Origin of the sequence: Thermogemmatispora tikiterensis (assembly GCF_003268475.1) — a bacterium.
GTDB lineage: Bacteria > Chloroflexota > Ktedonobacteria > Ktedonobacterales > Ktedonobacteraceae > Thermogemmatispora > Thermogemmatispora tikiterensis.
Genome location: NZ_MCIF01000002.1, coordinates 2792358 through 2808324, shown reverse-complemented (window position 1 = coordinate 2808324; position 15967 = coordinate 2792358). Strand labels below are relative to the sequence as shown.

The window sequence follows — 15967 nt, the reverse complement described above, 5'->3', positions numbered from 1 at the left end:
TTCCTTTACTGCGCTTTACGCTTTACAGGCCTGGACCCGCTGAGAGAAAGAAAGCGGGCTGGGCTGCCACTAGCCGGTATTGCGCAGGCCAGCGGCAATGCCATTGATGGTCAGCAGCACAGCGTAGGTCAGACGCGCCCGCTCGCGCTCCTGTTCGCCAGCCTCCTGCTGCTCCGCCTTGCTCAGATCCAGCGGCCCGCCCAAGGCCCGCAGGCGGCGCAGTAGTACCACCTGGAAGTAGCTCAGCGGGTCCACGTAAGGATTGCGCAGACGGATTGAGCGCTGCAGAACCGGCGAGTTATCCAGCAGGGCCTTGCCTCCCACAATACGCAGCAGCCAGCTGCACGTGCGCTCATACTCTGCCTCAATTTCGGCAGAGATGCGCTGACGCAGCTGCTCGTCGGCCACCAGCGTCGCATAGTGGCGAGCAATATGCATATCCGCTTTTGAGAGCGTCATCTGTAAATTATCGAGGAAAGCGCGCATGAAGGGCCAGGAGCGGTACATCTCCTGCAGCTCGTGCAGGCCCTGCGGCTCGGCCTGGACGAACTCCTCGATAGCCCCGCCGATCCCGTACCAGCTTGGCAGCACATAGCGGCTCTGCATCCAAGAGAAGACCCAGGGGATGGCACGCAGCTCCTCAATATTGCGTCCGCTGGTGCGGCGCGCCGGGCGAGAGCCGATATTGAGCCAGCCGAGTTCGAGGATTGGCGTTGCCTGCTCAAAGAAGTTCAAAAACTCGCGATCCTCGTAGATCAGGCGGCGGTAGCGCTGATAGGCGCTCAGCGAGAGCCGATCCATGATCTCGACCCAGCGTGGCGGTTCCTCGCGGCGCTGGTCCTGGGGGAGGCTCGACTCAATGACTCCAGTGACCACCAGCTCCATATTGCGCAAGGCAATCTCGTGAAGCCCGTATTTAAACGAGAGCATCTCTCCCTGTTCGGTAATGCGAATGCGCCCGTTGACGGTGCCTGGTGGCTGGCCCAGAACGGCCTCGTAGATAGGGCCGCCGCCGCGCCCGATGGCCCCGCCGCGTCCGTGGAAGATCATGATACCGATCCCATAGCGCTCTCCCAGTGCTGCCAGGCGTTGCTGTGCCTGATAGAGCTCCCAGCCCGAGGTCAGCATTCCGCCGTCCTTGCTGCTATCCGAGTAACCGAGCATAATCTGCTGCTCATTGCCATGACTGGCCACCCACTGGCGGTAGAGCGGGAAGCGGAAGGCTGTTTCCATGATCGTCGCGCAGCCGCGCAGATCGGCGATTGTCTCGAAGAGCGGCACGATCGGCAGGCCGCTGATGCCGGCCTCCTTGCAGAAAAACTGTACCTCCAGCAAGTCGCTGAGCGTACGGGCCATACTAATGATATAGCAGGTCACCGCCCGTGGACCGAACTCCTCGCGTGCCTGGCGAATGGCCTCGAACGTTCCCAAAACCGTGGCTGTTTCCCTGCTCAGCTGGAGGCCGCGTCGCGGCAAGACGCGCGGATCGCGGAGCAGGCGCTCCAGCAGCTGAACCCGTTCCTCCTCATTCAACTCCAGATAGTCTCTGGCGGGTGCCCCATCGGAGCCAACGGTCAGTGTCTCTGCCAGGCCGGTCACGCGCAGCAGCTCTGAAAGCGCCTGAGCATGGCGCTCGCTATGTTGGCGCACATCAAGCGCGGCGAAATGAAAGCCAAACAGCTCCACCTGGCGAATCAGACGAGCCAGGGCCCCATTGGCCACCTCATGCTCACCGTCGGCCAGCAGGCTCTCATAGACCAGGCGCAGATCAGCCAGTAGCTCCTCCGCGTCGCGATAGGCCACCGTGCGCTGTAGGGCCGAGGCCGACTCAGTCGTTTCCTCCTCCTGGGCTGGGGCCATCGCAGCCAACGTCGCTCCCAGGCGCTTCCACATGAACGATAGCTTGCGCCGATATGGCTCCAGGCGTGTCTGTTCGCCCAGCTCGCGATCGTAGTCTGGCAGGCGAGCGGCATCCTCCTCGATCGAGCGGCGCAGCTCCTCAGTCACCGTGCTGTAGGTAATCGACTGTGAATACTCCCGTGCCAGTGCCTCGATCGAGCGACGGTAGTGTGTCAATAAGCTAGCGCGTTGCAGGCGCAGGGCCTGCAGCAACGTCTCCGGTCCGACATTTGGATTGCCATCCTGATCCCCGCCGATCCAGGAGCCGATCCGCAAGAAAGGTGGAACGCGCAGGTCCAGGTTGGGATACTGCCGTTCAAGCAACTGCTCGAACTCCTCGTAGAGTTCGGGAAGTGCCTCGTAGATAATCTCATCGAGGTAATAGATGCCCATCTTCACCTCATCCACCGGCTGCGGGCGCACGTGGCGGACAGCATCGGTGCGCCAGAGCAAAGCAATAGTACTCTCCAGCTCACGCTGGCGTGACCAGGGGCGTTGAGGTCGACCGAGCACGTGGCCGTACTCGCGGTCGTAGGCATCCAGCAGATCAGCCACCTGACGCGACTTGATGATCAGCGTACGGCGCGTCGCCTCAGTCGGGTGGGCCGTAAAGACCAGCTCGATCGAGAGGCGCTGCAAGAGGGTTTGCAGAGTCTCGCGGTCAACTCCGTGCTGTTGGAAAAACTGCATGAGGGCAGCCAGCGAGCCACGCTGTGGCGTCGGTTCCGGGCCGCTCTCGTGTTCGCGGCGGCGGCGAATGCGGTGGTACTGTTCTGCCGTATTGACCAGGTGAAAGTAGATCGTGAAGGCGCGGATCACATCGATGGCCATGCGCAGATCGCAGCTCTCCACGACTCGCATAATGTCGGCATCCAATGCCTCAATCTCACGCTGCAATTGTTCTGCTTCCACTCCCTCGGCCTGCGCGAGCTGCTCGGCATAATCGCGCAGACGCTTGCAGCTACGGCGGAGGTGTTCCACCGTCTCGAACACCTCACTCCCCCCGTGCTGCTGAATGGCACGTCCCAGCGCATCGCCAAGCATGCGAATATCGCGACGCAAGGGGGCATCTTTCTCCTGACGGCGTTCTTGCTCAGACATAGAGATGCATCCTTTTCCAAGCGCTCAGATGCAAAGTCCTGCTCTGCCAGAGTAGCAACTGATTCTCTCCCGGCTGGCTCTTCCTTCCCAACACCAGGCAGCCCAACCAACCTGCTGCTGTGCGCCTCCTGAGGCGATGACACTGGCAGAGCTGTCAGCCAGACGGAGATCCCTAATCCATTCCAGGTTGGAAAGTGCGGAAACATAGGTGATCAATCGAGCGATCAGCGTTGCTGGAGCCCTCGTCAGCGGTGCGGTCAACGGTCCTTGTGGGAGGCTCATCATTGTGCCGTCATTAGCAATTGTAGCACATTGCCGTTCGAATAGTCGTGCTTCTCCCTGCATCGTAAGACTCGCCGAATGGCAAGGGGACTTTGAACTGGAACTGACCTGGCCTGGCCTGGCCTGGCCTGGCCTGGCCTGGCCGCTTTGACCAGTGGGCACATTCCTTCCCAAAAACGACCTGCAGCCAGGGGCAAGTTCCTGCTGCAGGTCGAGGAAGAGCCGCGCTTCCCTGGGGGGCAGGGGCCGGACGGGACCGTCAAGCCGGTCGTCGTCGGGCTGCCAGCCCCATACAAGCCGGGTCTGTCAGCACGAGCTAACGCAGCGACACGTCATCGACATAGACCGGGCCCTGGGCATACCAGCCGTGGACATAGATCGTCACGCTGGTTGTTGAGGAACCGGTCGTAAACGTCACTGACAGCAATGTATAGCTTGTGCTGCTTGTCCAATTGCTGGCTCCGCCGCTGATGCCGAGATAAGCATACGGGCCGTTCACGTAGGCGCTCAGCGTATACGTATGATTCGACTGCACACTGATTGTCTGTGTGCACTGGCCGGTTGTCGAATTACTCGGCGTCAGTTGCAAGGCATACGAACCGCTGTGGACGGGAGACGTCACCACACGGTCGCCGGCGTCGCAGCTCCAGGGCGAGAGCGAGCCGCTTTCAAAGCCGGGATTGGCCACCAGGTTCCCTCCGGTTGGAGTTGGCGAGGGCGTTGGAGTGGGAGTGAGGCCAGGGGTGGGAGTAGGCGTCGCCGGCTGAGACGTTGGCGTGGGCGTGGGCGTGGGATTCGTAGTGCTGCCGCCAGTGAACTGGTTAAAGAGCTTCGAGAAATCAAAGGGCTGCTGCTGAATACCGCTGCACGTCGGTGAGACATAGGCCCCATTGTTAGGACAGGGCTGATCGCGGCCCGCCGACCACATCGCCAGCTCCCCCAGACCATTCTGCTGGGCGAAACTGAGCAGCTGCTGGGCATCCTGAAGTGTAAAGACCTCGGGCGACACATCGTTTAAGCCGATCATCGGCGTCACCCCAATCATTGCCCACAGCTGGGCGTTCGATTTGTTGGGGTAAAGACTCTTGAGCTGATTGAAGGTGCTCTGAGCGGCGCTAATGGCATTTTGCCCCATCTGATTGGGAGGGGCCGAGCTGCCGTAATCCATTGCCATAATATTGACCATGCCCACGTTAACGCCGTTAGCGATGGCATTCTGCAGAAGATTGATGCCGTCCTGCGTCAATCCCGAAGGCATCACCGGCAGCGTATACGAAACGAACAGCCCAGGGTTGGCCGCCTGCAGAGCGGCAAGGGCCTTATTGCGCCGGTCGACCGAAGCCGAGTCGGCAATGGTCGCCCCCTCGATATCAAAATCCACGTGCGTCAACTGATAGTTGGTCACCACGGCCTGGTACTGGGCCTGCAAGCTACTGACGCTGCTGCAAGCCTGGGCCAGCTCGGTGCCATTGGCGCCGCCAAAGGAGACAATCACATCGCCTCCCAGGGCACGCAGATTGCTGATATCGCTTTGCAAGAAGCCCTGATTGACGGGGGTGGTTCCATTCCACTCGGCCTGACAGCTTCCGCCGCCGTTAATAATGAAGGCCAGTGTATAGAACTTCACCCCGATCTGCTGGGCCGTCTGCGTCAACTGGAAGGTGGGATATAGACTTGTATCAACATAGGGAGCGAAGTAGTGGGCTGGGAAGCCGGCGGCCTGCGCTGGCCGACTCTGGTGCAGCTGCCAGCCGACTAAGAGAGCGGCGACCATAAAGAGCGACAGAACGACGAAAGCGATAGGACGCGGTAATCTTTGCGGCATCGTTGCTCCTTTGTTGCATCATGCATCGGTAATAACGAAAACGACCAGACGAGAAGGAGGAAGGCCGCAGCCATGCGAAACAAAGAGCAGCAGGGAAGCGCGCAGCGCAGCCTTGCGCCTGACCATCCAACGGATCAGCAGCGCGGGTGAGAAGAGGATAAGGCATCGCTTACCTCCTGATTGAGGGCTTCATCATAGAGCTGGCACAGCGTTTGCAAAGCCGCTTTCTCGCCGACATAGTGCGCTAACCGGGCACAGAGTCGGTCGGCTCGGCGCAGATGGAAGGCAATGACCTGGTGGCGGGCCCGTCCCAGTGCCAGCCCGTAGAGACCGCGCTGCATCGCAACGTACTCGGCCTCGATCTGGCAACGGAGGCGTGCCACCTCACTCTGGCCCTCAACCAGGGACTGCTTGCTGCCAGGCATAGGCTCACCTGAGAGTAACTTTCTGCTCGCACACAGCGAGCCTGCAGAAGCGAACACATCCTTTTCAAGGAGATCCTAACCAAAAACTGGACTGAATGTCAAGATGTATAGTCCACTTTATCTAACCCAGGTGGCTGGCAGTCGCCTGGGCTGAAAGTGGTCAATGGCAGGGCCTGGATGGAAGCCGGAACCTGTAAGAGGGGAGAGAAAGGTGAGGTGAGCGAGCCGGCGGGGGCGGACTAGCGCGGGCTAGGTACGGAAGTGGTGGCCGGCCCGTTCCAAGACCTGTCTAGCGCGTTCCAGATCTTCGGCCTTCACCAGGATATGGTCGGTCTCATAGGTGGCGATCGCCAGCACGCTGATATTAGCTTCCGCGAGCGGGATAGCCAGCGAGACATGCACGCCAGCCACAGAAAAATCGAAAGGGCCATCGACGCGCAGGCATTTCCAGCCGCGTTCGACCTGATAGCCCTCTTGAGGAACGTTATCCTCGCAGCAAACTACAGACAGCTCATAGGGTGTGCGGGTGAGGGAGATAAATTCATCGCCGATCAAGGCCCAGTGGGGGATTGGGCCATTGGGATCAAGGCGGCAGACAGCGTACTGACCGGGCAAGATCGAAAGCGTCAATTTCCGCATAGAGCAACTGACTCCCTTCTCCGACAGCGACAGCGTAGCAAGCAAGTAGTGCAGCGTGTGCAGGAATCTCAGCGGCGTTGAGGCCGCGGGCGGCTGCTATCCTGAAGTCTGTGTTTTTTGCACAATGCTCTGGCTAGCGTTTTCGCCAGCGACCTAGAGCGCAGGGGTAAAAAATCCCCACAGTGTTAAGTATAGCCGTTAACGCGGCCCGCGTGATTGTGCACAATGCATGAATCCCGTCTCTGACTTTTTGATGGATTGTCTCTACTTTTCGGCGAGGGAGCGGCGCTACACTACTAGCGTGGGGAAGAGCAGGAGACGAACGAGCGGTGATTGCCCGAAAGCTCTTTCCGCGGCCCGGCGCCATGAAGGCGAATCCTGTGGTAATGAGGCCAGCCATCATCACATTCTTCCTGGGATTGTGCTGCTAGAAAAGGAGGTTCCTCATGGCTACAGAAACCGGTGGTGAGGTGCGCATGCAGCCCACCCTGGGGCTGACGGGTGTCACCATCAACGCGATGGCGCTCATTGCGCCCGGTGCTTTTCTCTGGACCACCTATCAGATCCAGGCGGTGCCGTCCTCGGCAATGAACATGTGGTTTTCGGTCTTCATTGCCACTGCCATCGCCATGCTCACTGCCATCGCCTATGCGACCCTGGCCAGGCGTTATCCAGAGGCCGGCCCCGGCAGCTCCTACTATTTTGCCGAGGCGGCGGTCTTGCAGCAAGAGGAACACCGGCACTTCAAATTTGCTCGTTTGAGTAAATTCATTGTAGGCTGGGCCTCGCACCTCTATTACTGGGTCTACCCGGGCGTGATGGTTGCCTTCATGGGGCTAGTGATCACTTACATCATCCAGACCTTCGTTCCCAGCTTTGGCGCGCCCTGGCAGGAGGTACTGGTCTGTATTGTCTTTGCCATCATAGTCGGGACCATCGCTTACATTGGCGTCACGGGGGCCACTCTGGCCAACATCATTATCAACGCCATCCAGATCATAGCCCTGGTCAGTTTCTCGATCCTGGCCGTTGTCTACCGTATCCAGCATCCCGAGCTGCACTACATGCATCCCAACCCGCTGAGCGTAGTGCTGCCCCACGACCTGGGCGGGTTGATCTTCCAGTCAACGATCGCCATCCTGTTGGTGGTAGGCTTTGAATCGGCCACGGCCCTGGCGGCGGAGGCCAAGAATCCGGCGCGTGATATCCCGCGGGGCGTCATTCTCTCGCTGGTTATTCAGGCGGTTATCTTCTACTTCCTGGAGTACTTTGCGGCCAATTTCGTGATCAATGATGCTTACAAGAACGCTGGCGGGAGCGGCTTTGCGGCGGCCAATAGCTCGGTGGCTCCCATCGGTGATCTGGCGCGCATCATCGGCGATAGCCTGCTCGGTGGCAATGGCCTGGCCTACGCCATGATGCTGGCGGCCAGCGTGGTGGTGGCTCTCGTAGGTACCTCTCTCTCGTGTTTGAACACGGGTGTGCGCGTGACCTACGCGATGGGCAAAGATACCGAGCTGCCAGTGGTCTTCGGCTTCCTCCACGGGCGCTTTCGTACCCCTCACGTCGGAGTAATTGTCCTGACGATCATTTCAGCGCTTGTCGGGTCATACGGTGTGCTGAACGTGAACAACCTGACTCAGGTGACCCTGATCTCGAACATCGGCACCTTCCTGCTCTACGGTATGACCTGTTTGATCTGTCTGATCGCTTTCCGCGGCGTGCCGGGGCGCAGCTTCTTCTCGACGATCCTGGCCCCAGCTTTGGGAGCGCTCATGAATATCCTGATGCTGGTCGGCGTGCTCTACTACGCCATCACCGCGGGCGGTGCCTCGCAGCTCAATACGATCATCGCTGCGCTCTTCGCAGTGGCCTGGCTGGTCATCGGTTTTGGCTACCTCTACATCCGCAAGTTAGTCACGGGTATGCCTATCCTCTACCCCGAGGACCACAAGGAGAAGCTGGGGCTGAAGATGGGCTCTGGCTCGGGGGTCCTCTCAGGCGAAAGCAGCTAGCCAGGCCAGAGGTCTCTGCTCAACAGCGATGAGCGCATGGTGGGCTGGCGCTAGCACCAACCTGACCGCAATCGGCAATGGCCTGAAGCCAAACTGTTCCTCTCAGTGTGTTTGCCTGTTCCTGTCATGAGCCGGTCGGGCAGGAAGCCGGAGAGTGCGAGCTGCCTGTGGTACAGCAGCGAGGCGATCGCAGCGCAGCAGGGATCTCTCTGGCTGATCCTGCCGGCCTGGCCCACCCCACCAGCAACGGGCCGACACAAAAATACGAAACAGACGGAGACGGCGGATATGGAGGCCGGCAGGCTCGGCGATAATCAGCGAGTCTCTGCGAGTAAGTAAGAAAGAGGGTGAGAGGTAAGCTTGTCACAAGCATGAACCCACCAGGGCGAAGGAGAAGAGGGAGTGAAGTAAGGTAACTGGCAGATTCCTTGGGAGAAGCTATGAGCGTTGCTTGTTCGGGAGGCAAAGACTGGCGGGGCTCTCCCTTTTATGCTACACTGGGGAAGAGAGACAGACTGGCACTGGCGACTATCTCGCGGAAAGGCGTACGAAGCCGATGCAAGGGGTCTATTCACCGGGGACGCGCATCGACCACTATGAGATCGTGCGCATGCTGGGCCACGGCGGCATGAACCGTGTCTACCTGGCCCGCGATTTGCATAACCAGGAGCTGGTCGTGCTCAAGTTTCCTAATAGCGAGCTGATTGGCGACATTGCCGTCTTCGAGCGCTACAAGCGTGAGGCCGAGGTTGGTCATCGGATCAACCATCCCTACGTACAGCGTCTGCTCAATGTGGATGAGCCGCGCTCCGAAGACTACCTGGTGATGGAGTACATCAAAGGTCGCTCGCTACGCCAGATCCTGGAGGAGCATGCTCCCGAACCCCTGCCGGTTGCGGAGGCTCTGCGCATTGCCATTCAGATCTGCGAGGCTCTGGCCTATTGCCATGAGCATGGGGTTTTCCATCGCGACATTAAGCCCGAGAACATCCTGATTCAGGAGAACGGCGATGTCAAGATCATTGACTTTGGCATTGCCCTTCTGGAAGGGGCACGGCGCGTAACCTGGCGTGGCCTCTCCAGTACGGTAGGAACTCCTGACTACATGTCGCCGGAGCAGCTGAAAGGTGAGCGTGGCACCGCTCGCTCCGATATCTATGCGGTCGGCATTATTCTGTACGAGATGCTCTGCGGTCGAACCCCCTTCGAAGGCGAGAACGTCTTTGCCATCATGAATCAGCATGTCTCGCAGGACCCGCCTTCGATTCTGAAGTACAATCCGCAGCTCTCGCCGGAACTGGCAACGGTGGTCATGCGGGCCATTCGCCGTGATCCGCAGAAGCGCTATCAGAGTATGCAAGAGCTGCTCCACGACCTGCGCAATCTCGAAGAGGTCAAGCCAGTACCCTATACGCCCGATCCGGTCCAGCTCGGCCAAACCGGACGTCTGGTGCTCATTGCCTCCCTTGTTATCATTGCCCTCTCCCTCGCCATTATTGCCTTTGGCTTCTTAGTACAGTTTCTGCATCACACAGCGCACTAAGGTGAGCAGGTAGCTGTCTACCTTTCTCCCTGCCGCACTAGCCTGCCTGTCTACTTGTCTGTCTGCTGGCAAAGGCGATCGCTGTTTACTGTTGTGTTCTCGATGCGTGGTTCCTTGGGACAGAAGGGGGGCGATGCTATGTCTGAGTCCATCGCCACGCCGATCTACCTGGTTGGCGATGTACATGGCCATCTCAAGAAGCTGCTTGTGCTCCTGCAGCGTGCTCAACTGATCGATAGTCAGCAGCGCTGGAGTGGGGGCCGGGCCAGGCTCTGGTTCTTAGGCGACTTTGTTGATCGTGGGCCGCAGGGTATTGCCGTAGTGGAGTTTGTCATGCGCTTGCAGCAGGAGGCGGCGGCGGTTGGAGGACGCGTCGAGGCGCTGCTGGGAAATCATGAGTTACTCTTGCTGGCGGCGTATCGCTTTGGCCGGCGCTCCACGGGCCTTGGTAGCAACTTCCTCACTCGCTGGCGCAGGAATGGGGGCCAACGGGCAGACCTGGCCGCCCTGCGTCAGCATCATCTGGATTGGCTGCAGCAGCTGCCGGCAATGGCCCTGGTGGCTGACCATTTGCTCATCCATGCCGATGCCCCGCTCTATCTGCGCTGTGGCCGGACGCTGGAGGAGGTCAATGCTTCCTTCTCTCACCTGCTGCGGCACAGCGATGCTCTGGTCTGGGAAGAAACGTTAGAGGATTTTGGGGCGCGCGGTCTCTTCGCTAATCCTTTTGTGGGGACGGAGATGGCGCAGCGCTTCCTGCGCACCTTTGGAGGCCGCTACCTGGTGCATGGTCATACGCCCATCAGCTTCTTGACCGGCCAGGCCGCCGGCCGTATCCTTGATCCCTGGATCTATGCCGGGGGGCTGTGCATTAATATCGATGGCGGCCTGCATCTGGGTGGGGCCGGTCTGGTCTATCAGCTTCGCTCTGCGCGTCACAGCCCGGCCGCTGACAGTCATGACGAGCCTGTGCCTGGGCAGCCGGCGCTCAGGGCTGCTGCGAGCTAGCCAGACAGGCAAGCTGATGACGGATGGGAGAACCGCAGGCCATCGCGCCTCGCGCCTGATCTGCTGTCTTTGCCCGGTTGTTTGTTTGTTTGTTTCCTTCCCTCAAGGAGAATAGCATACTCTTCCTCCTTGTAGCCCTCCTGAACTCCTGAGACAGGCCGCGTGTGGGAACAGGGCGGTTCTCATGCGATCAGCTCGCTGGACAGAGCTTGGAGGCCGTGAGCACCTGTTACAGTGTTCACGGCCTCCGGCCCGTGCCTGCTTCACGGGTTTCCCCTTGCCAAAAGCCGTGTTCGTATGTTACACTTTTTGAACAGCGAACGCTGGTTGTTCGGCTGTATGGACCGTGACCAGGTGTCCGCGAGCCCCGCCGCTCTTCCCCGACCAATGCCGCTCATGTGTGCGCATCTGTGCGCCCTGCAATCCTGTCTATCCCGATGACCTCGGCGAGCGCTGTTCTGGTCGCCGACACAGTGTGGCTCCAACGCTGGTGCCTCCTGGTCTTCTATGCTGTCTGTTTTACAGGAGGGCAATCTATGCAGCACCACGCTTCTGCTGATCCCGCATATCCGCTCTACGATGCCCGGTGGGAACATGATGCCTGTGGTACAGGCTTTATTGTACAGATTTCCGGAGAGCGCAGTCATGCGCTGGTAGAGATGGCCCTGGAGGCGCTGGCTCGCCTGACGCACAGGGGGGCCCAAGACGCCGATGCCGAGACCGGCGATGGTGCTGGCGTGCTGACCCAGCTGCCGACGGACCTCTTCCGCTCGGAGCTGGAAGCCCAGGGGATCACGCCGCCCGAGGCTCACGCCCTGGCTGTGGGCATGCTCTTCCTTCCCCCCCTCGCGCGCGCTCCCGACGAGCTTGAGGCAAGCCGCCAGATCGTCGAGCAGACGCTGGCCGAGTTGGAGATCCCACTGTTGCTCTGGCGCCAGCCGCCGCTCGATGAGAGCGTGCTTGGCTCCCAGGCGCGCGCGACGCTGCCAACGATTTCCCAGATTTTGCTTGCATGTCCAGACAAGCTTACCCCTGAAGCGTTCGACGCCTCCCTCTACTATGCCCGTCGCCTGATCGAGCGTCGCTGGCTGGAGGCTGGCCTGGCCAATGCCTATGTGGCCTCGCTCTCTCGCCATACCCTGGTCTACAAGGGCCTGATGGCGCCCGATACGCTGGCGCGCTTCTACCGCGACCTGGCCAATCCTCTCTATACCAGCGCTTTTGCTATCTTTCACCAGCGTTACAGCACCAACACCTTCCCGTCCTGGCCGTTGGCCCAGCCGTTCCGCATGCTGGCCCACAACGGCGAAATCAATACTTTGCTTGGTAACCGTAACTGGATGCGGGCGCGCGAGAAAGCCCTGACTGCCGCTCGCTGGGGGGAGAAGCTGGCCGCTCTACTGCCTGTGATTCAAGAAGGAGGCAGCGATTCGGCCCAGCTCGATAACGTGCTAGAGTTCTTAACCTGTTCTGGCCGGGACCTGCTGCATAGCATGCAGATGTTAGTTCCGCCGGCATGGGAGCAAATGCCTGAGCTGGATCATGCGTGGCGGGCCTGGTGCGAGTATCATGCAGGCCAGATCGAACCCTGGGATGGCCCAGCGGCCTTAGTCTTCAGCGATGGGCGCTTTGTGGGCGCGGCTCTCGATCGCAACGGTCTGCGCCCGGCGCGCTATACGCTTACCTCGAACGGGCTGCTGATTCTGGCCTCGGAGGTCGGGGTAATCTCTTGTGAGCCGCATGAGGTGGTCGAGAAAGGGCGTCTGGGGCCGGGGCAGATGATTGCCGTGGACCTGGAGCGTCATGCTGTGCTGCGCGACGAGGACATCAAAGCGATGTTAGCGCAGCGCCAGCCGTACGAGCAGTGGCTTGATGCCAATTTAGTGCGCCTGACACGCCAGCCCCAGGTGGTGTCTTCGGAGCTGTGTAGCGATGGAGGGGATCAGCAGGAACTGGATGCCGAAGCCCTTTTCCAGCGTCAGCTGCTCTTTGGCGTGACGAATGAGGATGTTGAGTTGATTCTGCGCGCGATGGTCCAGAATGCCAAAGAGCCAATCTGGAGCATGGGCGACGATACCCCGCTTGCCTCCCTCTCGTTGCGCTCCCGTTCCCTGGCCGACTACTTCCATCAGCGCTTTGCTCAGGTTACCAATCCGCCTATCGATCCTTTGCGCGAGCAGGTGGTCATGTCACTGGACTGCTATTTGGGACGGCGGGAAAGCCTGCTCAGCGAATCGCCGCGCCATGCCCATCTTATTCACCTGGAGACGCCCCTGCTGACTGAGGCGCAGTTGAAGACGCTCCGTCATCTGGAGGGACAGGGATTTCGGGCGCGCACGCTGGAGGCCACCTTCGCATTGGCTGAAGGGCCGGTGGGACTGGAGGCCGCTCTGGCGCGTTTGGAGCGCGAGGCGGTGGCAGCTGTTCATGAGGGAATAGACCTTTTGATTCTGAGCGATCTGGGGACCGATCTGGAGCATGTCCCTGTCCCGATGTTGCTGGCTGTCGGGGCGGTCCACCAGGAGCTGATCCGTCAGGGTCTGCGTACTTCCGTGTCGTTGATTTGTGAGACCGGCGCCGCCTGGGATATTCATCAGATTGCCTTGCTGCTCGGCTATGGCGCGGAGGCCATTGTGCCCGCCGTGGCGCTGGCGACAGTGCGCGCTCTGGCCGGTGAGCGTCATCTGGAGTCGATCACGCCCGAGGAGGCGGTTGAGCGCTACTTCCACGGAGTTGAGGAAGGCCTGCGCAAGGTCATGGCGCGCATGGGCATCTCGACTGTGCGTAACATCATCGGTGGCGGCCAGTTCGAGATCGTGGCCCTGGAACCTGCTCTGGTCGAGCGCTGCTTTGCTGGCTCGCCGGCCCATCCGGGCAGGGTCGGGTTGGAGCAGATTGCGCGCCAGTTGATCGAACACCACCAGAAGCTGGCTCAGCCAGCAGAGCAACCTGTGGCGGCTTCGCGGACGGCAGCCACTGCCGCTGCGGCTCATCAGCGGCGCAAGCTCCCCGAGGCCGGCTACTATCGCTATCGTCGTGATGCTGAGTATCACGCCTTCAACCCGCTGGTAGTGCGCGCCCTGCAGAAAGTGGCCCAGAGCGGCGATCCCGAAGACTATCGTCGCTTCACTGAGCTGGTCTATGGGCGTCCACCCACCAACATTCGGGATCTCCTTAGCTTTGTGCCGCGTGAACCCATTCCCATCGAAGAAGTTGAGCCGGTCGAAGCAATTCGCGCGCGCTTCGTGGTCTCGGCGATGTCGCTGGGGGCCTTGAGTCCCGAGGCCCATCGCACCATTGCCGCCGCTATGAACAGTATTGGCGGGCGTAACAATACGGGCGAGGGTGGCGAAGATCCTGATTGGTACTACGAGCTGCTGGAGGGCCATCCGGTCAGTAGCAAGATCAAGCAAGTGGCTTCCGCGCGCTTCGGTGTAACCACCGAGTATTTGGTGCGAGCCGAGGAGCTGGAGATCAAAATGGCACAGGGTTCGAAGCCGGGCGAGGGCGGCCAGCTTCCACCCAACAAGGTCACACCCTTTATTGCTCGCTTGCGTCATACGGCGCCGGGCGTACCCTTGATCTCGCCGCCGCCCCATCACGATATCTATAGTATCGAGGATCTGGCCCAGCTGATCTATGATCTGCGCCAGGTCAATCCGCGGGCGCGCGTTGGGGTCAAGCTCGTATCGAGTAAGGGCGTAGGAACCATTGCAGCAGGTGTAGCCAAGGCCCATGCCAACTACATCCATATTGCAGGCCACGATGGCGGCACGGGCGCCTCACCGTTCCAGTCGATCAAGCATGCTGGTATCCCCTGGGAGCTGGGTCTGGCGGAGACCCAGCAGACGCTGGTGCGCAACGGCCTGCGCAGCCGTGTGCGGGTACGCGTTGACGGCGGCCTCAAGACGGGGCGTGACGTGGTCATTGCGGCGATGCTGGGGGCCGATGAGTTTGGTTTCGGCACCGCTATCATGGTCTCGCTCGGCTGTGACATGGCGCGTCAATGTCATCTAAATACTTGTCCAGCGGGCATAGCCACCCAACGTGAGGATCTGCGTGCGAAGTACACAGGCCGGCCAGAGATGGTTGTCAATTATCTGACCTTGCTGGCCCAGGAGGTGCGTGAGATCCTGGCCCGCCTGGGGGTGCGGCGTCTTGATGAGATCATCGGGCGGGCTGATTTGCTACAGTGTCCCGAAGATGTGAGCATCGAACTGGCGCCTGTCCTGGCGACACCAGCGGGGGGCTTTGTGGCGCCAGCGCCACCGCCGCCGGGTTCACAAGTGGCGGCCCAGATCCTCAGCGAGGCCGAGCAGGCTCTCAATGGAGAGCGCAGCGTCTTTACGCAGCATAGCATCCAGAACGCCGATCGCACGGTTGGGGCCAGTCTGGCGGGGGAGATCGCGCGGCGCTATGGCAATCAGGGGCTGCCAGGGGTGAGCGTCACCTGCACCTTCCACGGCTCGGCGGGACAGAGCTTCGGCGCCTTCTGCGTGCCTGGCATGCGCCTGATCCTCAACGGCGAGGCCAACGACTATGTGGGCAAAGGCATGACAGGCGGCCAGATTATTATCATGCCGCCGCCAGCGGCGCGCTATCCTGCGCATAAGAATATCATTATGGGCAATGCGGTTCTCTATGGAGCCACTGGTGGCCAGCTCTTCGCTGCGGGCTGTGCGGGCGAGCGCTTTGCCGTGCGCAACAGCGGTGCCCTGGCTGTGGTGGAGGGTGTGGGGGCCCATGCCTGTGAGTACATGACTGGTGGCATGGTGGTGGTGCTTGGCAGCACGGGCATCAACTTTGGCGCCGGTATGTCCGCCGGTGTGGCCTATGTCCTCGATGCCGAGGGCGTCTTCCCGCCGCGTTGCAATACCGAACTGGTCGAGCTGCAGCGCATCAACGACCCTGATGAGGCGGAGGCGCTGCGCAAGCTGATCGTGCTCCATCGCAAGAAGACCCATAGCTGGCGCGCGGCCCAGATCCTGGCTGAGTGGGACCATATGCAGCGCTTCTTCTGGCGTGTGGCGCCGCGCGAGCGAGTGCAGACGGCGTGCGATTTCCTGGGTGCCTATCCCGAGGAGAAACGCGATGCCGTAGGAAGCTAGCAAGCAACATGAAGGGCCACCGCTCTCGGTGGCCCTTTTTACTGCTGCTACTCGATACTGGCCTGCTGACCACAAGCGAGCCGCTACAGCGACCATGACCCGCTGCCGGACGAGCTCAACTT

At 60.4% G+C, this 15967-nt stretch carries 8 protein-coding genes; 4 read left to right on the top strand and 4 right to left on the bottom strand.

Features of this window, described 5'->3' with window-relative positions:
• Nucleotides 1-69: 69 nt before the first annotated feature.
• From ppc to A4R35_RS11310, 4 genes are all read right to left on the bottom strand, one after another.
• Entirely contained in the window at nt 70-3000 is a 2931-nt protein-coding gene (gene ppc, locus A4R35_RS11325) for a phosphoenolpyruvate carboxylase (protein ID WP_112429412.1), read from the bottom strand.
• A gap of 598 nt (nt 3001-3598) precedes the next feature.
• Entirely contained in the window at nt 3599-5107 is a 1509-nt protein-coding gene (locus A4R35_RS11320; protein ID WP_112429410.1) for a carbohydrate binding domain-containing protein, read from the bottom strand.
• Nucleotides 5108-5241: 134 nt separating this feature from the next.
• Complete coding sequence (locus tag A4R35_RS11315; RefSeq protein ID WP_112429408.1) at nt 5242-5532, bottom strand: hypothetical protein; 291 nt, start codon at nt 5530-5532, stop codon at nt 5242-5244.
• Between the two features lie 249 nt (nt 5533-5781).
• Nucleotides 5782-6171, bottom strand: coding sequence for an ACT domain-containing protein (locus tag A4R35_RS11310; RefSeq protein ID WP_112429406.1), 390 nt, complete (start codon nt 6169-6171; stop codon nt 5782-5784).
• A gap of 446 nt (nt 6172-6617) precedes the next feature.
• Between A4R35_RS11310 and A4R35_RS11305 the strand changes: the two genes are divergently transcribed.
• The 4 genes from A4R35_RS11305 to gltB all read left to right on the top strand — a co-directional run bounded on the left by A4R35_RS11305 (nt 6618) and on the right by gltB (nt 15845).
• Nucleotides 6618-8186, top strand: a complete 1569-nt coding sequence (locus A4R35_RS11305) for an APC family permease (protein WP_112429404.1) — start codon at nt 6618-6620, stop codon at nt 8184-8186.
• A gap of 556 nt (nt 8187-8742) precedes the next feature.
• Nucleotides 8743-9729 (top strand): serine/threonine protein kinase, encoded by a 987-nt coding sequence (locus tag A4R35_RS11300; RefSeq protein ID WP_112429402.1) that lies wholly within the window; start codon nt 8743-8745, stop codon nt 9727-9729.
• Between the two features lie 138 nt (nt 9730-9867).
• The gene (locus tag A4R35_RS11295; protein WP_189361682.1) at nt 9868-10737 is read left to right on the top strand and encodes a metallophosphoesterase; all 870 of its coding nucleotides are present in this window, start codon (nt 9868-9870) and stop codon (nt 10735-10737) included.
• Nucleotides 10738-11273: 536 nt separating this feature from the next.
• A complete protein-coding gene (gene gltB, locus A4R35_RS11290) occupies nt 11274-15845 on the top strand; it encodes a glutamate synthase large subunit (RefSeq protein WP_112429398.1) in 4572 nt (1523 codons plus the stop codon).
• Nucleotides 15846-15967: the final 122 nt, after the last annotated feature.